Origin of the sequence: Curtobacterium sp. LFS084, from assembly GCF_047977705.1 — a bacterium.
GTDB lineage: Bacteria > Actinomycetota > Actinomycetes > Actinomycetales > Microbacteriaceae > Curtobacterium.
The window spans coordinates 1-23127 of the sequence record NZ_JBFPFM010000029.1 but is presented as its reverse complement, the minus strand read 5'-3'; the positions used below and the strand labels follow the sequence as shown (position 1 = coordinate 23127).

At 74.7% G+C, this 23127-nt stretch carries 25 protein-coding genes and 1 riboswitch; of the genes, 9 read left to right on the top strand and 16 right to left on the bottom strand.

Features of this window, described 5'->3' with window-relative positions; all coding sequences use genetic code 11:
• Positions 1-85 precede the first annotated feature (85 nt).
• The 4 genes from ACNQOV_RS13910 to ACNQOV_RS13895 form a co-directional block, all read right to left on the bottom strand.
• On the bottom strand, positions 86-790 hold the full coding sequence (locus ACNQOV_RS13910; RefSeq protein ID WP_022905968.1) for a MerR family transcriptional regulator: 705 nt from the start codon (positions 788-790) through the stop codon (positions 86-88).
• Positions 790-1269 carry an FHA domain-containing protein gene (locus ACNQOV_RS13905; protein ID WP_042723592.1) on the bottom strand — a complete coding sequence of 160 codons (480 nt, stop codon included), beginning with the start codon at positions 1267-1269 and terminating at the stop codon, positions 790-792. The genes ACNQOV_RS13910 and ACNQOV_RS13905 overlap by 1 nt, the downstream gene beginning before the upstream one ends.
• 123 nt (positions 1270-1392) lie before the next feature.
• Positions 1393-2388: a FecCD family ABC transporter permease gene (locus ACNQOV_RS13900; protein ID WP_416395179.1), complete on the bottom strand. Its 996-nt coding sequence runs from the start codon at positions 2386-2388 to the stop codon at positions 1393-1395.
• Entirely contained in the window at positions 2385-3347 is a 963-nt protein-coding gene (locus ACNQOV_RS13895; protein ID WP_416395177.1) for a FecCD family ABC transporter permease, read from the bottom strand. Before ACNQOV_RS13895 ends, ACNQOV_RS13900 begins: the two co-directional genes overlap by 4 nt.
• 254 nt (positions 3348-3601) lie before the next feature.
• On the opposite strand from ACNQOV_RS13895, the gene ACNQOV_RS13890 reads away from it, so the two are divergent.
• Positions 3602-5107 carry a S1C family serine protease gene (locus tag ACNQOV_RS13890; RefSeq protein WP_416395175.1) on the top strand — a complete coding sequence of 502 codons (1506 nt, stop codon included), beginning with the start codon at positions 3602-3604 and terminating at the stop codon, positions 5105-5107.
• Positions 5108-5123: 16 nt separating this feature from the next.
• Here the strand turns inward: ACNQOV_RS13890 and ACNQOV_RS13885 are convergent, their stop codons facing one another.
• The gene (locus ACNQOV_RS13885; protein ID WP_416395173.1) at positions 5124-6281 is read right to left on the bottom strand and encodes a hypothetical protein; all 1158 of its coding nucleotides are present in this window, start codon (positions 6279-6281) and stop codon (positions 5124-5126) included.
• A 607-nt stretch (positions 6282-6888) separates the two neighbouring features.
• Positions 6889-7149 carry a hypothetical protein gene (locus ACNQOV_RS13880; RefSeq protein WP_416395172.1) on the bottom strand — a complete coding sequence of 87 codons (261 nt, stop codon included), beginning with the start codon at positions 7147-7149 and terminating at the stop codon, positions 6889-6891.
• Between the two features lie 38 nt (positions 7150-7187).
• Between ACNQOV_RS13880 and ACNQOV_RS13875 the strand changes: the two genes are divergently transcribed.
• The gene (locus ACNQOV_RS13875) at positions 7188-7550 is read left to right on the top strand and encodes an RNA-binding S4 domain-containing protein (protein ID WP_022905197.1); all 363 of its coding nucleotides are present in this window, start codon (positions 7188-7190) and stop codon (positions 7548-7550) included.
• Here the strand turns inward: ACNQOV_RS13875 and ACNQOV_RS13870 are convergent.
• The 4 genes from ACNQOV_RS13870 to ACNQOV_RS13855 form a co-directional block, all read right to left on the bottom strand.
• Positions 7544-7915 (bottom strand): hypothetical protein, encoded by a 372-nt coding sequence (locus ACNQOV_RS13870; RefSeq protein WP_416395169.1) that lies wholly within the window; start codon positions 7913-7915, stop codon positions 7544-7546. The genes ACNQOV_RS13875 and ACNQOV_RS13870 overlap by 7 nt on opposite strands.
• Positions 7915-8862: a J domain-containing protein gene (locus ACNQOV_RS13865; RefSeq protein WP_416395167.1), complete on the bottom strand. Its 948-nt coding sequence runs from the start codon at positions 8860-8862 to the stop codon at positions 7915-7917. Before ACNQOV_RS13865 ends, ACNQOV_RS13870 begins: the two co-directional genes overlap by 1 nt.
• A gap of 151 nt (positions 8863-9013) precedes the next feature.
• A complete protein-coding gene (locus tag ACNQOV_RS13860; RefSeq protein WP_416395165.1) occupies positions 9014-10099 on the bottom strand; it encodes a winged helix DNA-binding domain-containing protein in 1086 nt (361 codons plus the stop codon).
• Between the two features lie 25 nt (positions 10100-10124).
• On the bottom strand, positions 10125-10871 hold the full coding sequence (locus ACNQOV_RS13855; protein ID WP_022905193.1) for a phosphotransferase enzyme family protein: 747 nt from the start codon (positions 10869-10871) through the stop codon (positions 10125-10127).
• A 139-nt stretch (positions 10872-11010) separates the two neighbouring features.
• Here ACNQOV_RS13855 and ACNQOV_RS13850 point away from each other — a divergent pair, with 139 nt between their 5' ends.
• Together ACNQOV_RS13850 and ACNQOV_RS13845 are read left to right on the top strand one after the other, a co-directional pair.
• Complete coding sequence (locus ACNQOV_RS13850) at positions 11011-11661, top strand: GntR family transcriptional regulator (RefSeq protein WP_416395162.1); 651 nt, start codon at positions 11011-11013, stop codon at positions 11659-11661.
• Positions 11658-12908 carry an MFS transporter gene (locus tag ACNQOV_RS13845; protein ID WP_416395160.1) on the top strand — a complete coding sequence of 417 codons (1251 nt, stop codon included), beginning with the start codon at positions 11658-11660 and terminating at the stop codon, positions 12906-12908. The genes ACNQOV_RS13850 and ACNQOV_RS13845 overlap by 4 nt, the downstream gene beginning before the upstream one ends.
• Positions 12909-13424: 516 nt before the next feature.
• Here ACNQOV_RS13845 and ACNQOV_RS13840 read toward each other — a convergent pair.
• On the bottom strand, positions 13425-14486 hold the full coding sequence (locus tag ACNQOV_RS13840; RefSeq protein ID WP_416395158.1) for an NUDIX domain-containing protein: 1062 nt from the start codon (positions 14484-14486) through the stop codon (positions 13425-13427).
• Positions 14487-14553: 67 nt separating this feature from the next.
• Positions 14554-14649, top strand: a riboswitch (TPP riboswitch).
• On the opposite strand from ACNQOV_RS13840, the gene thiM reads away from it, so the two are divergent.
• The 3 genes from thiM (at position 14638) to ACNQOV_RS13825 (ending at position 17839) form a co-directional block, all read left to right on the top strand.
• Positions 14638-15528, top strand: coding sequence for a hydroxyethylthiazole kinase (thiM, locus tag ACNQOV_RS13835; protein ID WP_416395156.1), 891 nt, complete (start codon positions 14638-14640; stop codon positions 15526-15528). (Overlaps the previous riboswitch by 12 nt.)
• A complete protein-coding gene (gene thiE / locus ACNQOV_RS13830) occupies positions 15525-16247 on the top strand; it encodes a thiamine phosphate synthase (RefSeq protein ID WP_416395154.1) in 723 nt (240 codons plus the stop codon). Before thiM ends, thiE begins: the two co-directional genes overlap by 4 nt.
• On the top strand, positions 16244-17839 hold the full coding sequence (locus ACNQOV_RS13825; protein ID WP_416395152.1) for a bifunctional hydroxymethylpyrimidine kinase/phosphomethylpyrimidine kinase: 1596 nt from the start codon (positions 16244-16246) through the stop codon (positions 17837-17839). The genes thiE and ACNQOV_RS13825 overlap by 4 nt, the downstream gene beginning before the upstream one ends.
• Positions 17840-17949: 110 nt before the next feature.
• On the opposite strand, the gene ACNQOV_RS13820 is transcribed toward ACNQOV_RS13825, so the two are convergent.
• The 4 genes from ACNQOV_RS13820 to ACNQOV_RS13805 all read right to left on the bottom strand — a co-directional run bounded on the left by ACNQOV_RS13820 (position 17950) and on the right by ACNQOV_RS13805 (position 19795).
• Positions 17950-18459: a metallophosphoesterase family protein gene (locus ACNQOV_RS13820; RefSeq protein WP_416395149.1), complete on the bottom strand. Its 510-nt coding sequence runs from the start codon at positions 18457-18459 to the stop codon at positions 17950-17952.
• Positions 18456-18929, bottom strand: coding sequence for a MarR family winged helix-turn-helix transcriptional regulator (locus ACNQOV_RS13815; RefSeq protein ID WP_187290518.1), 474 nt, complete (start codon positions 18927-18929; stop codon positions 18456-18458). The genes ACNQOV_RS13820 and ACNQOV_RS13815 overlap by 4 nt, the downstream gene beginning before the upstream one ends.
• A gap of 85 nt (positions 18930-19014) precedes the next feature.
• Complete coding sequence (locus ACNQOV_RS13810; RefSeq protein WP_022907743.1) at positions 19015-19476, bottom strand: VOC family protein; 462 nt, start codon at positions 19474-19476, stop codon at positions 19015-19017.
• 22 nt (positions 19477-19498) lie between these two features.
• Positions 19499-19795 (bottom strand): GNAT family N-acetyltransferase, encoded by a 297-nt coding sequence (locus ACNQOV_RS13805; RefSeq protein ID WP_416395146.1) that lies wholly within the window; start codon positions 19793-19795, stop codon positions 19499-19501.
• A 76-nt stretch (positions 19796-19871) separates the two neighbouring features.
• Here ACNQOV_RS13805 and ACNQOV_RS13800 point away from each other — a divergent pair, with 76 nt between their 5' ends.
• On the top strand, positions 19872-20519 hold the full coding sequence (locus ACNQOV_RS13800) for an NADPH-dependent F420 reductase (RefSeq protein ID WP_416395144.1): 648 nt from the start codon (positions 19872-19874) through the stop codon (positions 20517-20519).
• A gap of 167 nt (positions 20520-20686) precedes the next feature.
• Here the strand turns inward: ACNQOV_RS13800 and ACNQOV_RS13795 are convergent, their stop codons facing one another.
• Complete coding sequence (locus ACNQOV_RS13795) at positions 20687-21655, bottom strand: aldo/keto reductase (RefSeq protein ID WP_416395142.1); 969 nt, start codon at positions 21653-21655, stop codon at positions 20687-20689.
• A gap of 98 nt (positions 21656-21753) precedes the next feature.
• Here ACNQOV_RS13795 and ACNQOV_RS13790 point away from each other — a divergent pair, with 98 nt between their 5' ends.
• Positions 21754-23076 (top strand): hypothetical protein, encoded by a 1323-nt coding sequence (locus ACNQOV_RS13790; RefSeq protein ID WP_416395140.1) that lies wholly within the window; start codon positions 21754-21756, stop codon positions 23074-23076.
• The last annotated feature ends 51 nt before the right edge of the window (positions 23077-23127 follow it).

The window sequence follows — 23127 nt, the reverse complement described above, 5'->3', positions numbered from 1 at the left end:
CGACTCGGCGCGTCCGGCGTGTCGAGGATACGCCCCACCCACCGACGCGCACCAGCGGTCGAGGACGGACGAGCCACGACGCGCGTCATGCGTCGAGACGCCCGATCGCCGTGCGGATCAGGTTCGACCGGATCACCTCGAGGTGGCCGGCGATCTCCCGCGCGAGCTCGGTCGCCTTCGCCCGCGAGGTCGCGTCGCCGCGCCGCGAGACGGGCATGAGCGCGGACTCGATGAGCCCGACCTCGCGCTCGGCGACGCTGCGCATCGTGCGCAGGTGTCGTGGTTCGATCCCGGTGCGCTGCAGCTCGACGAGCGCCTTGAGCACCGAGACCGCGTCGTCGCCGTACGTGTCGGCAGCGGGCAGCAGCGAGGCGGACACGGCGTCGGCGAGGAGCATCGGCGACGCCCCGGCGGCCCGGACCGTCTCGTCACGGGTGTACCGCCGTTCGCGGCCGAGGATCGACGGCTTCGGGGCGTCCCCGCCGCCGGGCAGGACCGGTTCGCGCCCGGCGTCGAGGTCGGCCAGGTAGTCCTTGATGACCTTGAGCGGGAGGTAGTGGTCGCGCTGGAGGCCGAGGATGACCCGGAGGCGTTCGACGTCCGCCGCCGAGAACTTCCGGTACCCGCTCGCCGTCCGGATCGGCGTGACCAGCTCGCGCTCTTCGAGGAACCGGAGCTTCGAGCTGGACAGGTCCGGGAACTCCGGTTTGAGGCGAGCGAGGACCTGCCCGATCGTGAGCAGGTCCGGGACCGCGGACCCCGCCCGGGCCGCGGCGGACCGTGCGGCCACTACGCGTTCGCCAGGCGCGCCAGGTCGACCCGGGAGGCGTAGAAGGTCAGGCGGAACTTGCCGACCTGCACTTCGGACCCGTCGGTGAGCAGTGCTTCGTCGATGCGGACGCCGTCGAAGTAGGTGCCGTTGAGGGACCCGTTGTCCTTGACGCTGAAGCTCGTGCCGTGACGGAGGAACTGGGCGTGCTTGCGCGACACCGTCACGTCGTCGAGGAAGATGTCGGCGTCGGGGTGTCGCCCCGCCGTCGTGACGTCCGAGTCGAGGAGGAACCGCGCACCGACGTTCGGCCCGCGACGGACCACGAGCAGCGCCGACCCGGAGGGCAGCGCGTTGATCGCGTCACGTTCTTCGGCGGACACACCGGACTCGGCAGTGAGCGCCGCCCCCATGTCCATGCTGAAGGTCAGTGTGGTGTCGACCAGCCGCTGCTCAGGGGTCTTCTGACCGTCCGGCTGCGGGACCACTGGATCTGGCATCGTGGACCTCCTCCTCTTGGCGCACAAGCGTATCGGAAACGACCCACCGAACCCCAGCCCCGAACGGGGCTGGGGACAACTCGGGGGAACGCGTACAGCGAACGTACCGGGAACACCCACCCCTCAGCGACCGCGCGCGAGCAACCAGAGCAGGTACGGCGCCCCGATCACCCCGGTCACGACCCCGACGGGCAGGGCGTTCCCGGGGATGGCGAACTGGGCGACGAGGTCGCTCGCCAGGGTGACCACGGCACCGACGGCCGCGGTCGCGCCGAGCGCCACGCGCCCACCACCCACGAGCCGTCGGGCGATCGGGGCGGCCATGAGCGCGACGAACGACACCGGTCCCGCGGTCGCCACGGCGGCGGCGGTCAGGCACACGGCGGTCAGCAGCAGGAGCACCTTCGCGCGGTTCGGCCGGAGCCCGAGCGAGGACGCCACCTCGTCGCCGAGGGTCAGCACGGTGAGTCGCGAGGACTGCAGCAGCGCGAGCACCATGAGCACGACGAACGCGACGGCGAGCACGCCGACGAGGTTCCGGTCGACGGCGTTCAGGCTGCCCGAGAGCCAGAGGAGCGCGGTGCCGGCCTGCGTGACCGTGCCGCTCGTGAGCATCCACCCGGTGATGCTCAGGCAGATCGCCGCGACGCCGATCCCGACGAGGACCACCCGGTTGCCGGTGATCCCCCGCCGCCAGGAGAGTCCGGCGATCACGAGCGACACCACGACTGCGCCGACGAGCACCACCGAGAAGAGGGTCCCGCCGCTCGCGCCGAACAGCACGATGGCCGTCAGACCCGAGGCGCTCGCCCCCGAGGTGATGCCGATCACGTCGGGGCTCGCGATCGGGTTGCGGACGACGCTCTGCACGATGCCACCGGCCACGCCGAGCGATGCCCCCACGAGCATCGCGCCGGCGACCCGGGGGCCGCGGAGCTGTCCGATCACGAAGTCCGAGATCGTGTCGCCGTGCCCGACGAGCGCGCTCGCGACCTGCACGGGCGACAGCGGGATCTCGCCGACGCCGAGCCCGACGAGCACGAGGACGAGGAGCAGGACGAGCACGGCCACGAGCACGAGGGCCTCGCGGCGACGAGCGGTCGGGCGCACCGCGGTCACAGCCCCTTCACCGCCCGCGACCGGACGAGCCAGATGAACACCGGTGCACCGATGAGCGCGGTCACGATGCCGACCTGCAGCTCCCCCGGGTAGGCGACGACGCGCCCGATGACGTCGGCGACCAGCAGGAGGGCCGGCGCGACGACGGCGGACAGGAGGATCGTCCAGCGGTGGTCGGGGCCGCTCAGCCGACGCACCGCGTGCGGGACGGCGAGCCCGATGAAGGCGATCGGTCCGGCCGCGGCGACCGCCGACCCGGCGAGCAGCACCGTGACGACGCCCCCGACGGCACGGACGAGCACGACCCGCTGCCCGAGCGAGGCGGCCAGTTCGTCGCCGAGCGCCAGCGTGTTGAGCGACCGGCCGAGACCGAACGCGATGACGAGCCCGACGAGGACCGGCACCGTGATGACGCCGGCGGTGCCGAGGTCCTTGCCGGCGAGGGCACCGACCTGCCAGAAGCGGAGCTGGTCGAGCAGGCTCTGGCTCGTCACGAGCACCGCGGTGGTGATCGACGACAGCGCGGCGGCGACGACGGCCCCCGCGAGCGCGAGCCCGACCGGCGACAGGCCGCGGCGCGCGACGGCGGCGATGCCGTAGACGAGGAGCGCGGCGAGGGCGGCGCCGACGAACGCGAACGGCAGGTAGGCAGCGGTGCCGCTGATCCCGAACAGCGCGATCCCGGCGACCACCGCGAGGGCGGCCCCCGAGTTGATCCCGAGGACGCTGGGGTCGGCGAGCGGGTTCCGCGTCACGCCCTGCATGACCGCGCCGGCGACTCCGAGCGCGGACCCGGCGAGGAGCCCGACGACCGTGCGGGGCACCCGGTTGCCGAGGACGATCAGGCCGATCTCGTCGTTCCGCCCCGGGTGCAGCACGGTGTCGAGCACCGTGCCGAGCGGGATCGGACGCGACCCGAAGGCCACCGAGAGCGCCACCGCCACGACGAGGACGACCACGGCCAGCACGGTGGCACCGGCGAGGCGGGGCACGGAGCTGGGCGCGGGAGGGGTGGGCGACGGCGAACGCATGGGAAGTAAGGCAACCCTAACGGACGATCCCGCACGTCGACCCCCGATCAGCCCGTACGGCGACCCCCGAGCAAGCCGTGAGCAGCCGCAGGGTCCGTTCATAGGTTCGTCATGGGAACCGGGCCTGTACTCGTACCCATCGACGCCCGACCGGGCCGTCGAGGGACGACCGGAGAGCACCGATGAACGAGACCCCGAACCCCGCCGCCGACGAGAACGGCACCGCCCGCACCGACGCTGCGCAGCCGCAGGCCGGGGCGACGTGGGAGGCACCGCACGCCGACCCGTCGACCCTCCGCTCGGCGTACGCGTTCGACGGCAGCGGCCCGTACCTCTACGGCCCCGACGGCTCCGGCCCCTACGGGTACACCCCCGACGGCCGCGGTCCGTTCCGCATCGGCAGCCCGGCACTCCCCGGCTTCCAGCACGGCTGGGTGCACGGCGCTGCGACGGCCGACCACGGTGTGGCGTCGGCGAACCACGGGTTCGCCCCCACGAACCACGGCACGAAGCGCCCCCGTCGCCTCGGACTGATGATCGGGTCCGGGATCGCCGCGCTCGCGATCGTCGGTGCCGCCGGCGGGACCGCGCTCGGGCTGTCCTCGCAGCACACGACGACCACCTCGAGCCAGTCGCAGGGCACCACGACGCTGCCGGGCACCGGGTCCGGCACCGGCTCCGGGACCGACGGCAGCGGCACCAACGGCTTCACGGTGCCCGGAGACGGCACCGGTTCGAGCGACGGCAGCAGCGGCACGAGCACGCAGTCCGCCGCGACCGCGGCGACGAGCGCCCAGAAGAAGGGCGTCGTGACCATCAACACCGTCCTCAACTACGACGAGTCGTCGCAGGCGGCCGGCACGGGCATGATCCTCACGTCGAACGGGACGATCCTCACGAACAACCACGTGATCCAGGGTGCGACGAGCATCACGGTCACCGACGAGACGACCGGCAAGGAGTACAAGGCGGACGTCGTCGGCACCGACGCGACGCACGACGTCGCGGTCCTCAAGCTCGAGGGCGCGTCGGGGCTGTCCACCGTGACGCTCGACGACGACGGCGAGCCGAGCACCGGCGACACCGTGACCGACGTCGGCAACGCCGAGGGCACGGGCAACCTCGTCGCCGCCGAGGGCACCGTGACCGCGACCGACCAGGACATCCAGGTGCAGAGCGAGTCGGGCACCGGCACGGAGTCGCTGCAGGGCCTCATCGAGGTCGCCGCGGACATCGTCTCGGGCGACTCCGGCGGTCCGGTCCTCGACAGCGAGGGCGAGGTCGTCGGCATGGCGACCGCGGCCTCGTCGGGCACCGCGGACGTCACCGGGTACGCGATCCCGATCACCACGGCGAAGTCGATCGCGGACAAGATCCTCGCGGGCGAGTCCTCGTCGACCATCACCATCGGGCTGCCGGCGTTCCTCGGGGTCGAGGTCAGCGGGACCGCATCGACCGGCGGCGTCACCGTCGCGGGCACGGTCGAGGGCTCGGGTGCCGCGTCGGCCGGTCTCGCCGCCGGCGACACCATCACGAGCATCGACGGCACGGCCGTGGCGAGCTCGGACGCCCTGACCTCGGCGATCCAGTCGCACTCGGTCGGCGACAAGGTGACGGTCGGCTACACCGACAGCACCGGCGCCGCGAAGACCGTGACGGTCACCCTGACCGCCGGCCCCGCCGCGTAGCGGGAGCGGGAGCGGCTCAGCCGAGCAGCGCCCGCACCACCGACCGGTAGACGTTCGCCGGGGAGTCCGTCGTGAAGACGGTCTCCCCGGCTTCCGTGCGTCCGACCCGTGCGAAGCCCTGCCCGGCGGCGCGCACGACCACGATCGGGTTCGGCTTGCCCGGTCGACGCAGCGACGACACCGTCCACGCTGCCGCCCAGAAGCGCGCCAGCCGAGGGTCCGCCTCGGCGGTCGCCGTCGGCAGGTCGGCTGCTGCCCCCGACCCGGAGGTCCGGCGCGCGAGCAGATCCGCCGGGAGCGACCCCGTGCGGAACGGGAAGGTCCATGCCGGACCGATGCCGAGCCTCCCGGCCACCAGCGCGACCACGCGCTCGACCGGCAGCTGCGCGATCACCGCGCCCGTCTCGTCCGTCCCGTCCACGACGGTCTCCGACCAGGCCTGGAGGCGCGTGGTGCGCCCGTCGGGCAGCCGCTGTTCCAGCGTGACCGGCTGGGCGTCGCCCTCCCACGGCGCGAGGAGCGCCTGCGTCGGTTCGGGGAGGGTGCCGAGCCGGCCGACCAGGCCGGACTCGATGAGCTCGCGGCCGGCCGGCGTGCGGAGGAGTGTGGGGTTCCACCGACGGCCCGCGAGGGAGCGCAGGGTGGCGAGTGCCTCGGTGCCGAGGTGGGTGCCCTCGAGGTCGGCGGCGGGCGCGGCGTCCGGCAGCGGCTCGAGGTCGCGCTGCACCCGCGACGGCGCCGGCTCGGTGGCGCGGACGCTGTCGAGCACGGCGAACACGAGGTCGTCGGTGGCGAGCATGCGGGCGAGGGGCCGCTCGATCGTGAGGTCCACGCGGTGCCGCCCGGTGACGAAGAGCAGGTGCGCTCCCGCGACGTCGCCGTCCTCGTCGGGTCGGACGTACTCGACGAGCCGTGCCGGAGCGCCCGTGGTCGTCCACGGGTCCGAGCCGATGAGCCGGAGTCCGTCGACCGAGCCCGGGAGGCGTTCCAGCAGGCTGGTGTGTTCCTCCGCGACGGTGCGGTCGCTCGGACGGGAGCGGACGGTGAGCACGACGTCGTCGCCGGTGACGCGCAGGTCCGCCTGGGCCGAGTCCTCGCGGCGCCACGCGTCGGGGCGGCGGAGGGTCAGGCGGGCGGTGCGGTCCTCGGTGCCGAGCGGGACGGGGACGGCCATGGCACGAGGCTACGTCGGGGCCGGCGCGGGGGCGGTGGCGGCTCGCCGGGGTCGCCCGGTTCCGGGGGCGCGGGGCGGGGTGGGGTGGGGGTGCGGGGTGGGTGCGGGTGGTGCGGGGTTGGGCGGAGCGGGTGTGGATGCCCGTCGCACGGTGCGCGCTCCGTGAGCCGGTGCGAGTTTGACCGCCTGGTGCGGCGCTACAAGCCCGCACCGAGCTGTCAACGCCGCACCGGCTGACCAAGGCCGCCCCGTGCGGATCGTGCGGTCGCCCCCGCGCGGGCACCCGCGAGGCCCGCCGCACGGTGCGCGCTCCGTCAGCCGGTGCGAGGTTGACCGCCCGGTGCCGCGCTACAAGCCCGCACCCAGCGATCGACGCCGCACCGGCCGGCCAAGGCCGCACCGTGCGGATCGTCCGGTCGCCCCCGCGCGGGCCCCCGCACGGCCTGCCGCACGGTGCGCGCTCCGTCGGCCGGTGCGAGGTTGACCGCCCGGTGCCCCGCTACAAGCCCGCACCCAGCGGTCGACACCGCACCGGCTGGCCGAAGCCGCACCGTGCGGGGGCTGCCGGGGACGCCGCACCCGCCGGCCGAGGCGGCACGGTGCGAGGTCAGCGGCGCGGGGGCCGCGGCGCGGGCGGCGGCGGGACCGGCTTCGCGGCGACGACGTCGGCGAGTGCGACGTCGACGAGGCCTCGACGGGTGTCGACCCGCACGGACGAATCGGTACGGCCGACGAGCGTCCCGAGCGCGTCCCGCGCCCCCGTGCCGTCGAGCGCCCGGACGACCAGCCGGTCGCCGATCGCCGCGTCCCGGAGCACCGCGAGCGCCAGCGCCCGGGCGATCGCGTCCTGCCCGGCACCGTCTCCCACACCGCCAGCGTACGGCCGGTCCGCCCTAGAGTGTGGGGATGGCCAAGGCTCGCGTGGACAGCTGGATCTGGGCGGTGCGGATCACGAAGACCCGCTCCGCCGCGACCGCCGCGTGCAAGGCCGGGCACGTCCGGGTGAACGGGGAGCGCGCGAAGCCCGCGCAACCGATCGGCCCCGGAGACGAGGTGCGGGTGCGCCAGAACGGGTTCGACCGGATCGTCGTCGTCACCGGCATCATCCTCAAGCGGACGAGTGCTCCCGAGGCGGCGAAGCACTTCGAGGACAGGACCCCGCCGAGACTCCCCAAGGAGGAGGCCGGCTTCGTCCCGATGCGCGACCGCGGCGCCGGGCGTCCGAGCAAGCGGGAGCGCCGCGACCTCGAGAAGCTCCGCGGCTACTGACGCTTCCGCTTGCCGTCGGGATCGACGACGACCTCGAACTCCGGGTCGCCCTCCCACTCGACCGTGACGGGCTGTCCGGTCCACCGGGCCTCGAGGTGTCCGTCGTCGTCATCGTCGAAGCCGCGGAGTGCTCGACCGCTCGGCACGCGGTCGATCGCGACGCGGCCGTCCCGTCCGACGGCGAACAGCTCGGTGACACGCCCTCGGATCCGCTGGTTCGGCACGGTGTCGTGCCGGATCTCCGCGAAGCGCCGCGCGCCGTCGGCCGACACCACGCCGTACTCGACGACCTCACCGATCTCGACGGGGAGCCCGCAGCACTGGTGCTCCCAGCCACCGACGAGGACCACCACCGGCTCGGGCATCACACGAACCGGACGGTCTGCTGCAGTCGGTCGCGGACCTCGAACACGTCGACGTGCCCCTCCGGCGACCACACGCCGTTCAGCACCTGGCCGAGCGCACTGCGGCGGACCACCAGCGCGGTGGGCTTGCGCGGCGAGCCGACGAGCTGGACGTCCTCGTCGACGGCGGAGTCCGGCACGACGAGCAGGCGCCCGGTGAAGCGCACCCGGGTCTGCTTCTGCACGGCGCGGGCGGCCCGGACGAGCTCCTTCACGGGACGCTCGCCGTCCGCGAGGGTCTCCCCCGCGATCTCGCCGTGCTCGATGCGCACCGGAGCGCCCCAGTCGATCGACTCGACGGCCCACAGACCGCTCGGGGTGAGGACGGCGTGGTCGAGCTTGCCCTCGGCACCGGCGTCGAGGTCGTGCCACACCGTCACGCCGATGCCCATCTCGGAGACGATCGACGCCGTGGCCTCCTCGGCGAGGGCCTCGGCGAGGAGCCGCCGGATGTGCCGCGGGGCGGAGCGGATGAGCGTGGGGTCGTAGGGGTCCTCGATGGGGTCCCCGAGGCCGACCCACTCGCGTTCGGCCTGCAGGAAGACCTCGCGCGACCGCCCGCCGGGGTGTCCGTGGGACCGGGCCCGCGGGCGTGTGTCGCGACGCGCCGCCGGGGGTGCGTAGGCGTCGCGACCGGTGTCGCTCCTCCAGGCCGACGAACCGGACGGGCCGGACGCGCCCTGCTGGCCACCACGCTGCGACCCGGCGTCGTAGGCGCGCCGTGCGGCGGGGGTGCCGATCCGCTCCCAGGCGATCTGCACCTGGCGGAAGCGGCGCGCGTCGCCGCCGAGGTCGGGATGGGACTCGCGCGCTGCGCGACGGTAGGCGCGGCGGAGCTCGTCGTCGTCGGCGGACGCGGGGACGCCGAGGACTTCGTACGGGGTGGCGTCGGCCGGGCTGTCGGTCATGGCCCTGCGACATTACCCGAGGGAGCGTCGGAGTCCGCCGCGTGGCGGCTGGGTGCTGCCTGGAGGCGCGGCGCGCGCCCGGCAGGCGGCATCGGTCCGCGACCCGGCACCGGTCGGTCGACGGGTGGGGTGTCGTCGACCGCGTGCGGGATCAGGACGGTCCGGCGACGGCGAAGGAGACGGGGGTCGCGAGGAACGCGCCGTAGCGGCCGGCGGCCGCCTCGAGTGCGCGGAGGGCCGCCGCGTCGAGCGGTTCGAACGGCGTGACGGTGACGCGGACGTCCCGGGAGCGCTCGGATCGGCTCCAGGTCCCCACGACCCGGCCGCGGACGACGGCCATCGGCAAGAAGATGCCGTTGCCGCCGGGGACGACGCGGTCGGCGTGCACGGGATCGAGCTGGACGGTGCGGTCTGCGTAGCCGAGGAGGTACTCGTCGAACCCCGGGAGGAGGTGCGCCGTCGGCACGCCACCCGGGTCGGGCCGGTCGGCGAGGGCGAGGAGGCCGTCGCCGAGGTCCTCGACGGCGTCACCGGCGACGGCACGGGCACGCCGGACGTCGCCGAGCGGCAGCTTCGTCCACGCAGCGGTGTCGGCCTCGGTCGCGGGGCCCCGGCCGCGCAGGTGCCCGACCAGCACGCGGCGGAGCGCCTCGTCGCGGTCGGGCAGGTCGGTGGCGGCCGGTGCCCAGTCGTCGAGGAGCACGAGCCCCTGGCCGACCCGGGCGGTCGGACCCCACGCGACGATCCCCGCGAGCGCCAGGCGGAGCAGCACGTGGTCGCCGCGGCCGCCGGCCGGGTCGAGGCCGGCGGCGCGGTAGGCGTCGAACAGGTCGTCGCGCACGAGCGACCGGCCGCCCGAGAGGACGCCGGCCGTGGTGTCCCGTGCGGTGCGGATGACCGCGTCGTCGATGCCGAGCTCGGCCGCTCGCCGGGCGATGGACCGGATGGTCCGCTCGGCGGTGAGCGAGAGGAGCAGTCGCAGGTCGTCGGGCCGCATCGCGTGCAGGGTGCCGCGCATCGGCCACGAGCGGACGATCTCGGCACGGTCGAACGCTGCACGGACGTCGTCGCGGGTCGACCCGGGAGCCCGGACCCCGACGGCCCAGGTCACCTGCGCGAGGTCCTGGCCCTGCACGGCGAGCATGCGTTCCACCACCGCGGTCGGACCGTGTCCGGGCGCGGCGATCCCCTGCGCCGCGAGTCGCATCGCGCGCAGTCGGGCCGGTGTCGTCGTCACGGCACCAGCATGCCCGGCACCACCGTCAGGCGACGGCGGCGCTGATGTCGGCCGCGTGCCGCTCGATGTACGCGACGTCGGCCCGGTACAGGTCGGCGTGGCCGTGGTGCAGGTCGCTGACGAACTTCGGGTTGCCCGCGGCCGCCTCGGTCTCCATCGTCGTGACGAGGGCGACGAGCGAGGCGATGATCGTCTCGGCGAGGACCTGGCGCGACCGGGCGTCGAGGTCGTAGGCGCGGCAGAACTCGGCGGCACGGTCGAGTCGTTCGTCGAGCGACGGCGCGGTGGACCCCTCGACCTCACCGGTGGTGAACGGGGCGAACCGGTAGACGGCGCTCGCGACGTCCCACACCCGCGGCCCGGGGTGCGCCGTGTCGAAGTCGATGAGCCCGACCGCGGCGATGCCGTCGTAGACGCAGTTGTACGGGGCGAAGTCGCCGTGCACGATCGTCTCGGCCGGGTACCGCTCCGCCTGGGACCACAGGTCGCGGTCGTCGTCGCGCGGGAACGTCGCCGCGGCGTCGTGGTAGTGCCGCAGCAGCCGGGCGGTCGTGACGAGGGCTGCCTCGCTCGCGACGTCGGCCGTCCACGGGTACTCCCCCGCCGCACCGGGGACGAACGAGACGGTCTCGAGCGTGTGCCCGAGCTCGATCGGTTCCGGTGCCGCGACGAACCCCTGTTCGTGCAGGTGGGCGAGCAGCCGGTGCACGGTCGGCGTCCACGGCCCTGCCGGGCGGTGCACGCGATCGTCGGCCCTGGTGATCCGCTCCATCGGAACCTCCTGTTGTACGTCTCCGTTGACGTGGTGGCCCAGCGTATCCGGCTCCGGGCGCCGATGTACCGGTCCACGCGTGAACAGCGTGTGACAGCAGTGCATGCACCGTTGCATGCAAGGCGTAGGATCGTCCTCCGTGAGCACTCCGAGCACGACCACCACCGGCCCGGCGGCGTCCGAGCGGGCGTACGACCACGTGAAGCGCGCGATCATCCGCGGGGACCTCCCGGGCGGGACGGCGATCAGCGAGAACGCACTCTGCCTGGAGATCGGCGTGTCGAGGACCCCCGTGCACGAGGCGTTCCTGCGGCTCGCCGCCGAGGACCTGCTCACCCTCGAGTCCCGGAAGGGTGCCGTCGTCCGCCCGATGTCCCCGAGCGAGGCGGCCGACGTGCTCGAGATGCGGGAGGCGATCGAGTCGACCGCGGCGACCCGCGTCGTCACCGACGGCCGCGTGTCGGACGTCGCCCCGCGCCTCCGGGCCATGCTCGCGGAGCAGGAGCAGGCGGTCGCGACCGGCGACGTCGACCGGTTCATCGAGGTCGACGCGGAGTTCCACGGTGCGGTCATCGAGGCGTCGCGGAACGCGATCGCCGTGATGTTCGCGCGGACCCTGCGGGACCGACAGCAGCGGCTGCGGCACCACCTCATGCGGCTCCAGCCGTCCCAGTTGCAGGCGTCCCTCGACGACCACCGTGCCCTCGCCGCCGCGCTCGACGCGGGTGACGCCGCGCGGTACGCCGAGGTTCTCGGCGCCCACGTCGCATCGCACCGGGGCGCGCTGTGAGCGCGGGCGTCGGCACCGGGAGCATCCCCACAACCGGGTCGGTCGCGCTGCCGTCGGCCCGGGTCCTGCCGTGGGTCGCGGTGTGGGGAGCGGTGTTCGTGTGCTCGTGGGGCGGGAACCAGTTCTCGCCGCTGCTCCTCATGTACGAGGAGCGCGCGCACTACTCGTCGCTGCTCGTGAACGTCCTCCTCGGCGTGTACGTGCTCGGTCTCGCGCCGGCGCTGCTCGTCGCCGGGTCGCTGTCCGACCGGCACGGCCGCCGCCCGCTCATGCTCGTCGGGATCGTCTCGGCCGTCGTCGGCAGCGGGCTGCTGGCGTTCGGGCCGCTCGGCGCGGGGTTCCTGATGGCCGGACGCCTGTTCTCCGGGGTCACCGTCGGGATCGCGATGGCGGTCGGCAACAGCTGGGTGAAGGAGCTCTCGCAACGCCGCTTCGACCCGTCCGCCGACGCCGGGTCCGGTGCCCGCCGCGCGTCGCTGGCGTTCACCCTCGGGTCGGCGTCCGGTGCCCTCGTCGCCGGCCTCATCGCGCAGTGGGGCCCGATCCCCGAGGTGCTGCCCTTCCTCGTGCACATCTGCGTCGCGGTCCCGTTCGCGGTCATCGTGTGGCGGACGCCCGAGACCAGCCGCACCGGAGGCCTGCCGGGTCCGTGGTGGAGGCAGCTCGCCGTGCCGAGCGCCGGACACCGCCGGTTCACCCGGGTCGTGCTCGTCGCCGCGCCGTGGATCTTCGGCTCCGCCGCGATCGGGTACGGGTACCTGCCGACGAAGCTCGCCGGTGCGACCGGGCAGTGGGGGCTCGTGTTCGCGACCGCCGCCACGGTCGTCGCGCTCGGGGTGTCGAGCGCGGTGCAGCCCCTCGCCGGCCGGCTCACCTCGCTCCTGTCCGCCCGCGGGCTGCTCGTCGCGGTGGCGCTCATGACCGGGGGCATCGCGGTCGTCGTCGTGGCGATCCAGCTGCAGTCCGTGGTGATCGGGCTCGCGGCGAACGTGGTGATCGGCCTGGGCATCGGGATCGCGCTCGTGTCGAGCCTGCTCGAGGTGCAGCGGATCGCGGGGGCGCGCGACCTGGCCGGACTCACCGGGGTGTTCTACGCGGCGGCGTACGCCGGGTTCCTGGCGCCGGCGGTCATCGCGGCGGTGGCGAACGTCGTGGCGGTGCCGACGATCCTGTGGGTGGTCGTCGGGCTCGGGGTGGTGTCGTGGGTGGCGATCCTGGTGTCGTCGCGGCGGGGCGTTCCGGCGTAGGGGGCGGGCGCGGGCAGGCGCGGCGGGGCGGTCGGTCGGGGCAGGCGCCGCGGGGCGGTCGGTCGGGGCCGGTGCGGCGGGTCGGGCGGGGCCGCGGGCAGCACCGTGCGAGCTCCGCCACCCGGTGCGCGGTTGACCGCTCCGTGCGAAGACACAGGCCGTCACCGAGCCGCCGACACCGCACGACACGAACAACACCCCACCGTGCGCAGGCGGGCCAGCGCGGGCAGCACCGTGCGAGCTCCGCCACCCCGTGCGCGGTTGACCGCTCCGTGCGACGACACAGCCCGTCACCGAGCCGCCGACACCGCACGGCACGAACAACACCGCACCGTGCGCAGGCGGGCCAGCGCGGGCAGCACCGTGCGGGCTCCGCCACCCGGTGCACGATTGACCGCTCCGTGCGACGACACAGCCCGTCACCGAGCCGCCGACACCGCACGGCACGAACAACACCGCACCGTGCGCGGGCGGGCCGGCGCGCACGGGGCGCGAGCGGGCGCCCGGCACCTCACGTCAGAACTGGTCGCGCAGCCAGGACGGCCCGTGCACGACGGCGCCGAGGTCCTCGACGCGGGCTCGGAGGCCTCGGTCGGCCGTCACCACGACGACCGGGGCGTCGGCCACGGCGACCGCCGCCCGTGCGGCCTCGACGATCGCGTCGTCACCCGACCCCGGCGCCCGCACGACGGACACCTGGTCGGCAGCGACGGCACGGCCAGCCGCCGCGTCGGCAACGCCAGCAGCGCCAGCACCGCCGGCACCGCCGACCGGAGCACCGGCAGCACCGGCAGCACCAGCAGCACCAGCAGCACCAGCAGCAGCAGCACCAGCACCAGCACCAGCAGCGCCAGCATCACCGGCACCAGGCGCACCGGACGGGTCGGCGGCGCGCGCCTCGCCCTCGAGCACGACGGTCCACCGCGGCCACCACCGGTCGAACGGCAGGGCCAACCGGTCGGCGGGCACCCCCGCTGCGGCGAGCGCCTCGACCGACCCGATCAGCCGCGACGCCGCCCCGGGTCGGTCCTTCCACCAGCCGTCCGGCACGCTGCCCACGACGTTCGCGGCGTCCACCACGACGTGCGGGGTGGTCTCGATCCGTGCCCGGAGCGCCGGCCAGGACGCGCCGAACCCGGGGTGCAGGGGCAGGTCCTCGACGTCGGCGACGGGCACCCAGGCGAGTTCGAGGCTCTCGCGGTCCGCGATCACCGGCTCGAAGGGACGGGAGGCGCGCCCCACCACCGTCGTGTAGGTCCAGAACCCGAGGTCCAGCACCGCGGTGTGCCGGAGGTCGACACCGTCGAAGGGGACGCCGGCCTCTTCAGCGGACTCGCGGAGCGCGCCGGTCACGGCGTCCTCGCCCTGGTGTCGGGCTCCGCCGGGGATCCCCCAGGTGCCGCCGTGGTGGCTCCACTCGACGCGGTGCTGCAGGAGCACCCGGCCGGAGCCGTCGTCGACGAGGAGTCCGGCCGCACCGAACCGTCCCCAGGCCTTGGTGCCGTCGGGTCCGACCGCCCAGGCGTCGCCGGGATCGCGGGGGCCGGGTGGGGGCCCGGGAGGCGTGGTGTCTGGCACCCGTCAACCCTGTCACACGGGACCCGTCATGTGACCGGGGACGACGGAGCAGTTCGTGTACGGTGTCGGTCGAGACACGGGGTGCCGCGACCGGCGGCTGAGATCACACCCGTCGAACCTGCTCGAGCTCGTACTCGCGAAGGGATCGTCCATGCACACTGCTGCGCCCGTACCCACTCCGCCCGCCGGGGGTCCCCACCCGGACTGGGCCGATCGGACCGCCACGCTCCTCGAGGCCGTCCGCGCCCGGAGTCCCCTGGTGCACTGCATCACGAACACGGTGGTGCAGAACGTCACCGCGAACGTGCTGCTCGCTCTCGGCGCCTCGGCCGCGATGGTCGACGTCGTGTCCGAGGCCGGGCCGTTCGCCCGGGTCGCCGACGCCCTGCTGGTGAACACCGGTACCCCGCACGCGGAGCCGAGGGCCGCATCGCTCGAGGCGGCCGCGGCGGCCGTCGACGCCGGGACGCCCTGGGTCCTCGACCCCGTCGCGGTCGGGTCGCTGCCGGTCCGGACGGCGCTCGCCCGTGACCTGCTGGCGCTCGGTCCGACGGTACTGCGGGGCAACGCCTCCGAGGTGCTCGCGGTGCTCGGCGCCTCCGCCGGTGGCCGCGGCGTCGACAGCACGGTCGGTCCCGACGAGGCACGAGCGGCTGCGGTCGACGCCGTGTCCGGCCCGAGCGGATCCGGGAGGCGCGTGGCCGCGGTGGCCGTGTCCGGTCCGGTCGACCTGCTGGTCGCGCCGGGCACCGGTCCGGTGCGGGTGGCGAACGGCACGGAGCTGCTCACGCGGATCACCGGCGGCGGGTGCGCGCTCGGTGCCGTGGTCGCCGCGTTCACGGCCGTCTCGCCGGACGATCCGGGGGCGGCCGCCGTCGCCGCGACCGCGGTGCACACGATCGCGGCCGAGCTCGCCGCGCGGGAGGCCGGCGGGCCTGGCACGTTCCAGCCGCTGTTCCTCGACCGTCTGACGTCGCTCTCGCCGGAGGACGTCGTGCGCACGGCACGGATCACGGTCGAGTCCCCGGCGGTGCCCGCGTGAGCGCCGGCGGGTTCGGGGTGTACCTCGTGACGGACCCCGTGCTGTCGGACCGGCACGGCATCGGCGTGCTCGGGGTCGTCCGGGCCGCGGTGCACGGCGGAGTGCGGATCGTGCAGGTGCGCGACAAGCACGCGTCGGCGCGGGACCTGCTGGCGCTGACCGCGGCGGTGGCGGACGCCGTGGGTGACCGGGCGACGGTGGTGGTCGACGACCGGTTGGACGTCGCCCTCGCGGCTCGGCACGCCGGGCACCGCGTCGCCGGGGTGCACCTCGGCCAGTCGGACGTCCCGGTGACGGCGGCCCGTGCCCTGCTCGGTCCCGGCGCGCACGTCGGGTTGACCGCGAACAGCCCGGAGCACCTCGCGGCCGTGGCCGCACTCCCCCGCGGCACCGTCGACCTGCTCGGGGTCGGGGTCGTGCACCCGACGGCGACGAAGGCCGACCACCCGCCGGCCCTCGGGCACGCCGGGTTCGCCCGGCTCGCACGCGGCACGGACCTGCCGTGCGTGGCGATCGGCGGGGTGACGCTCGACGACGTCGGACCGTTGCGTGACGCGGGGGCCGCCGGCGTCGCGGTCGTGTCCGGCATCTGCGCGGCGGCCGACCCGGGCTCCGCCGCCGCCGCGCTCGTCGCGGCCTGGTCCGGTGCCGACGGCCGACGTACCGGCGGCGACCCGCGCCTCCCGTCCGACCGGGCGCACCACGGGGCGGACGCGTGAACGCCGCAGACGCGCGCCCCCGGCACGCCCCGCACACCCCGCAACCGCTGCGCACCCCGCGCATCCCGCGCGTGCTGAGCATCGCCGGGACGGACCCGACGGGTGGGGCGGGGATGCAGGCGGACCTCAAGGCCGTCGCGGCGCACGACGGCTACGGCATGGGCGTCGTGACCGCGCTCGTCGCGCAGAACACGCGCGGGGTGCGCTCGGTGCACGTGCCGGACGTCGGGTTCCTGCGGGAGCAGCTCGACGCGGTCTCGGACGACGTCACGATCGACGCGGTGAAGATCGGGATGCTCGGCACTGCCGAGGTCGTGCGGGTCGTGACCGAGTGGCTCCGCGAGCACCGCCCGCCGGTCGTGGTGGTCGACCCCGTGATGGTCGCGACGAGCGGAGACCGGTTGCTCGACGAGGACGCCTCGCAGGCGATGGTGGCGCTCGTCGGTCTCGCCGACCTCGTGACGCCGAACCGGGCGGAACTCGCGGTGCTCGCCGAGCTGGCCACGCTGCACGGACCGGACCAGCGGCGAGACCGGCCGGACCAGCCGGACAGCCCGGAGACCCCGGACTCCCCCGAGGACCAGGCCCTCGTGATCGCCCGCACCTGGGACGTCCTCGTGCTCGCGAAGGGCGGCCACGACGCAGGCGACACCGCCGAGGACGTCCTCGTCGGTCCGGCCGGGGTCCTCCGGCGGTTCACCGCACCCCGGGTCCGGACCACGAACACGCACGGCACCGGGTGCTCGCTGTCGAGCGCGATCGCGACGCTCGCTGCCCGCGACGGCGACTGGGAGCTCGCGATCGGCACAGCGAAGCACTGGCTCACCGCGGCCCTCCGCGGCGCGGACGCCCTCGACGTCGGGACCGGCAACGGGCCGGTCGACCACGGGGCCCTCGTCCGTGCGGCGCTGCCGGAGCCGCGGTGGACCGACCGCTGGTGGGACGACGTCGCCGGGGTCCTGCACGAGACGATGGCGTGCGACTTCCTCACCGGGATGCGTGCCGGGACGCTCGACCCCGAGGTCTTCGCCGCGTACCTCGCGCAGGACGTCCACTACCTCCGCGCGTACGAGCGGCACCTGGCGCTGCTCGGCTCGTGGACGACCGGGGCCGAGGCCGCGTTCTGGCAGGCATCGGCCCAGGGCTGCGCCGACGAGGCGCGCGACCTCCACCACCGACGGCTCGCCGGGTCGCACGCCGAGGACCCCGTCCACCCGGTCTGCGCCGGCTACCTCGCGCACCTGCAGGCCGCTGCCGACTCCGGGTCCGCCGGGGTGCTCGCCGCGGCGGTGCTGCCGTGCTTCCGTGTCTACGCCTGGGTGGGCACGCAGATCGGCACGGTCGGCCCCGACCACCCGTTCGCGGACTGGATCGGCGCGTACGGCGATCCCGCGTTCGCCGAGGCCTCGGCGGAGGCGACGGCACGGGTCGAACGCCTCGCGGCCGCGGCGACGCCCGCCGAGCGCGGCGCCATGACGCGCGCGTTCCGCACGTCGACCGCGTGGGAGGCGGCGTTCTTCCGGATGCCGATGGCGATCGCCGACGCCGTGGTCACGGGCTGCGCGACACCGCACGCGCCCGACGGGCCGTGACGTGTCGCTGGGCGCGACGGCCCGCCGGTGGGGAGGGCAGTAGGCGGGTCCGGACGTGCGTGGGGGCGGACGGGAGGCGCGGGTCGGGGCCGCCCCGCGCCTCCCGTCCGTCAGCGGGTCGCCGGGGGCAGCCGCACCAGCTCGACCGTCAGGTCGCGGCCGTCGACCGCGCCGCGCATCCACGTGTGGTCCGGCTGGCGGCGACGGTCCGTGGGCGATCCCGGGTTGAGCAGGCGGAGCCCCGACGGGGCGACCGTGTCCCACGGGATGTGCGAATGGCCGAAGACGAGCACGTCGACGTCCGGGTACGCGGCCGTCATGCGACGCTCACGGCCCGTCGCGGCACCCGTCTCGTGCACCAGGGCGAAGCGGAGGTCCTCGACGGCGAAGTGCGCCTCGAGCGGCAGGCGGTCGTCGAACTCGAGGCCGTCGTTGTTGCCGCGGACCCCCTCGAAGCGGGCCGAGCGTGCCTGGACGGCGTCGAGCGTCGCGAGGTCGACCCAGTCACCGGCGTGCACCACGAGGTCGGCGGCGTCGATGTCGGCCCAGAGCCCGGCGGGCAGGTCCTTCGCGCGCTTCGGCAGGTGCGTGTCCGAGAGCAGGACGAACGAGGTCGTCACGACGTGGCGGGGCGGCCGGGCATCGGCAGCCCGGCCTCGTCCGCGGCGCCGAGCCGTTCGAGGAGCCCGGCGAGCAGCGCGATGTCGTCGTCCGACCAGCTGGCGAGCCGTTCGTCGAGCGCGTCACGGTGCAGCTGCACGGACCGGTCGAGTGCGGCCCGGCCGGCATCGGTGGCCACGAGGGGCTTCGCGTTGCCGGTGCCGCCGTCGACGGTCCGGATGAGCCCGGCCGCGAGCAGCCCGGACAGCTGCCGCGAGATCGTCGAACGGTTGAGCCGCAGGTACCGGGCGATGTCGATCGCCATGCACCCCTCGTGCTGCACCACGAAGTCGACGAGGGACTGGTCGACGACGCTCAGGATCGACTCCGAGCCGCGTGCCCGGATGCTCGCACGCCGGGTGATGCGGGCGAGTTCCGTGTAGGCCCGTCCGATGTCGCTGTTGCGGACATCCGGCCTCGGTTCGCTCATCGCCGTGACTCCAGCCTGTCGGTGCCGGTCGCTGCCGGCGGTGTTCGGTTCCGCCACCATACCGGCGGGTACGGATCGGGCCGGCTCAGCGACCCGCCGCCGCGGCCTGCAGGGCCGCGATGTCGAGCTTCTCCATCTGCAGCATGGCCTCGAAGACGCGGGCGTTCGCCGCGGGATCGCCGGAGCCGGTCATCAGGTCGCCCATCATCGACGGGGTCACCTGCCACGCCACGCCCCAGCGGTCGAAGAGCCACCCGCAGCGGCTCGGCCGGCCACCGTCGGCGAGCAGGCCGTCCCAGATCCGGTCGAGCTCCTGCTGGTCGTCGACGTCCACCTGGAACGAGACCGCGTCCGTGTGCTCGTGCCCGGGACCGCCGTTCATCGCACGGTAGGGCGAGCCGAGGAGCGTGAACTCGACCACGAGGGTCCGCCCGTCCGGGGTCCTGCTCACGCTGTCGATGCGGCTGTCGGGGAACAGCGCGACGTAGTGCTCCGCAGCCTGCTCGGCCTGGTCGTCGTACCAGAGGAACGGGGTGATCGTCGGCATGCGCGGCGCCCTTCGGTCCGGCTCAGTCCGCAGCGCCGCGGCTGAGCAGGTCTGCCTTCTCGGGGTGGTCGTCGAACCACTTGCCGACGAACCAGCACATCGGGACGATGCGCTTGCTGGAGTTCGCCTCGACGTCGGCGACCGCGAAGTCGACGAGCTCGGCGGCGTACCCGTGGCCGCGGTGCTTCGGCACCGTGTACGTGTGCGGGAACGCGATCGCGTCGTCGTTCTCGCGGTAGTCCATGACGCTCACGAGTTCGCCACCGACGTACATCGCGTAGCGGTCCTGGTCGGCTTCGTCGCGGAACTCGTGGTCCATGCGGCCATCATGCACCCTCGGCGGCGGGGTCGGCGGTCGGGAATGTCCGGGACCGCTCCGGACGTTGCTCGGCACCATGACGACAATCGGCATCATCGGCGCAGGCAACATCGGATCCCAGCTCGCACGGCTGGCGGTGCGGACCGGACACGAGGTGGTGATCGCGAACTCCCGCGGCCCCGAGACCCCGGCGGACCTCGTCGCGGAGCTCGGCGACGGCGCCCGCGCGGCGACGCGTGACGAGGCGGCGGCCGCAGGCGAGATCGTCGTGGTGACGGTCCCGCTCGGCGCGATCGAGAGCATCCCGGTCGAGCCCCTCGTGGGCAAGGTCGTGATCGACACGAACAACTACTACCCCGGGCGTGACGGGCAGATCGCGGCGCTCGACGACGAGACGACCACGACGGCCGAGCTCCTGCAGGACCACCTGACCGGCGCCCGGGTCGTGAAGGCGTTCAACCACATCGGCGCCGCGGACCTCACCGGGCACGCCTCGCCCGCCGGCACGCCCGACCGCCGCGCACTCGTGGTGGCCGGGGACGACGCCGAGGCCAAGCGCGTCGTGACCGACCTCATCGACCAGTTCGGGTTCGACGTGGTCGACGCGGGGCCGCTCGCCGAGGGCTGGCGCATCCAGCGGGACACCCCCGGGTACGGCCCGCGGCTGACCGCTGCCGAGCTGCGCGAGGCCCTCGCGTCCGCGAAGCGCTACCGCGACATGTAGGTCGCGACCGCCTGCACGACGGGAGGCGCGGTGCCGCCCCGCACCGCGCCTCCCGTCCCGAACGACGACCGTCCTCACGCGCTGAGCGACACCGCACGCGACGGTCCGCCCGTGAACTGTCGGCCAGCGCGTGAGGACGCCCACCGGCGCGCCCGGCGGGCGCCCGGTCAGGCGCCGTCGAACACGAGCGTCATCTCGGCGAGGTCGTCCTCGGACGGCTCCCACGCGCTCCCGGCCTCCGCGTTCAGCCGGATCTGCTCCGGCTTCGTCGCCCCGGCGATGACGCTCGACAACCCCGGCTGCGCGAGCAGCCACGCGAAGGTCGCCTGCAGCATCGTGACCCCGCGCTCGTCCGAGAACCGCTGGAACGCCTCGACGATCTCCCACGGCGCGTCCTGCAGCAGCTGCGGCTTCGCTCGGGTGAGACGTCCGTCCGAGGGCCCGCCGGACCGCGTGTACTTGCCCGTCAGCAGGCCGTTGTACAGCGGGAAGTACGGCAGGAACCCGAGCGCGTACGCCCGGACCGCCGGCAGCACCTCATCCTCGACGCCCCGGGCGAGCGGGCTGTACTCGTTCTGCGCGCAGACGAACGCCGTGGTGCCGGCGATCGACGCGGTCAGTTCGGCCTCGGCGATCTGCCACCCGGCGAAGTTCGAGTGGCCGACGTAGCGGATCTTGCCCTCGCGGACGAGGTCGTCGAGCACCGACAGGGTCTCCTCGATCGGCGTCACGCTGTCGGGACCGTGCATCTGGTACAGGTCGATCCAGTCCGTGCCGAGGCGCCGCAGCGAGGACTCGACGGCGAGCCGCACGTAGCGCCGCGAGCCCCGCACACCCCAGTCCGGTCCGTTGGCGCCCCGCATGTCCATGCCGAACTTCGTCGCGAGGACGACCTCGTCACGGCGACCCGCGATCGACCGGCCGAGCAGTTCCTCCGACAGTCCGGGGCGGCCGCCGTAGACGTCGGCCGTGTCGAAGAGGGTGACGCCGGCGTCGAGGGCCGCGTGGACGACGGCGTCCGTGCCCTCCTGCGTCTCGGTCTGGGTGCCCGGTCGGCCGAAGTTGTTGCAGCCGATGCCGACGGTGGAGACGACGAGCCCGGACGGCCCGAGTGGACGGTGTTCGATTCCGGTCATCACCCGACCGTACCGGCGACCCCGGAACTGGGGCTGCGACAGCCGCACGCGTTGCCGTTAGAACTGACGATGGATCAGCCTACGGAGGGAACACCGCAGTGGCATCGCACCGCATGCCGGACGAGGACCGGCCGCGTCGCGCCGTCCCCGACTGGGTCACGGCTCCCCCCGAGGACGCGATGGACGGCCTGGAGGCGCGCCCCGCCCCCGTCGCCCAGACCCCCGTCCCGGAGACGGTCGCGCCCGGCACGACGCTCCCCGCTGCTGCTCCGGCACCGACGCTCGACGACGACGCCGTCGTGGTGCCCGACTTCCCGCCGGAGGAGCACCTCCTGCCGCCGGCACCCACGTCACCCACGGTGCACACCGTCCCGTTCAACGCGGCCGCGGTCGGCCCGGCCCCCGTCTCGCCGATCGACGCCGCCGGAGCCGCAGGTGCCGCCGGAGCCGCGGGTGCCGCCGGTGCCGCGGGTGCCGCGGGTGCCGCGGGTGCCGCAGGTGCTGGGGGTGCCGCGGATGCTGGGGGTGCCGCGCCCGTCGCCGCCCCGGTCGGCCCGACGGTGCCCGGCGTCGGACAGCCCCGCTTCTCGGTGCCCGGCCTCGAGCACGTCGTCGTCGAGGGGTCGGAACCGGAGCCCTCCGGACCGATCGGCTACCGCACCCCGGCACGGTTCGCCCACCAGCGCCCCGCCGCCGTCTCCCCGGCAGCACCCACGCCGGCACCGGCCTTCGACGCCGTGATCGCCCCGCCGACGCCGGGGGTCACGACGACCTCAGGCCCCCGTGGTGACGCGCTCCCGCCGACCGAGGCACTCCCGCTCATCGAGCTGCCGACGCGCGACCCCGACCGGTCGCGCCGTGGTGCGGACCGCCCGGGACGGGGCCGCACGAAGCAGCCGCGCGCCCCGCGGACCCGGACGTCCTCGCGGCCGACCCGCACCCGGTCGGCCACGACCCCGGTGAGCGACGCGGACGCGGTGCCCTCCGCGGTGCCGGCGACCACGACGCCCAGGACGGTCCGTGGCGGGGCCGAGCCGCGCCTCCTGGCAGCACGGACCGGACGCGCGACGTCCGCGGACCGGACCACGTCGTCCGAGCGTCTCGGGACGACTCCGGCCGCGGCCCTCGGCGCCGTCGCCGGGCTGGCGACGCTCGGTCTCGCGGCCTGGTGGTTCACGGCCCCCGCGACGGTGCACGCTGTCGGAGTGGCACTCGGCGTCCTCGCGCTCGTGCTCTCGATCCTGACGCTGCGACGGCCGGAGGCGACCTGGCAGCGGCCGGTCGCGCTCCTCGGGGCCGTGCTCGGCGGGGTCGGCACGCTCGTGCTGGTGTGGGCGGTCGCGACCGCCGTGCTGGCGATCGCCGGGGTGACGCTGCCGGACCTCACCGGTACGGGGACGGTCCCGACGCTCGCGCCGTAGCGGGCCGCGCTGGCTGCGCCCCGGCCCGCGCCGAGCCCCGCGCCCCGCGCC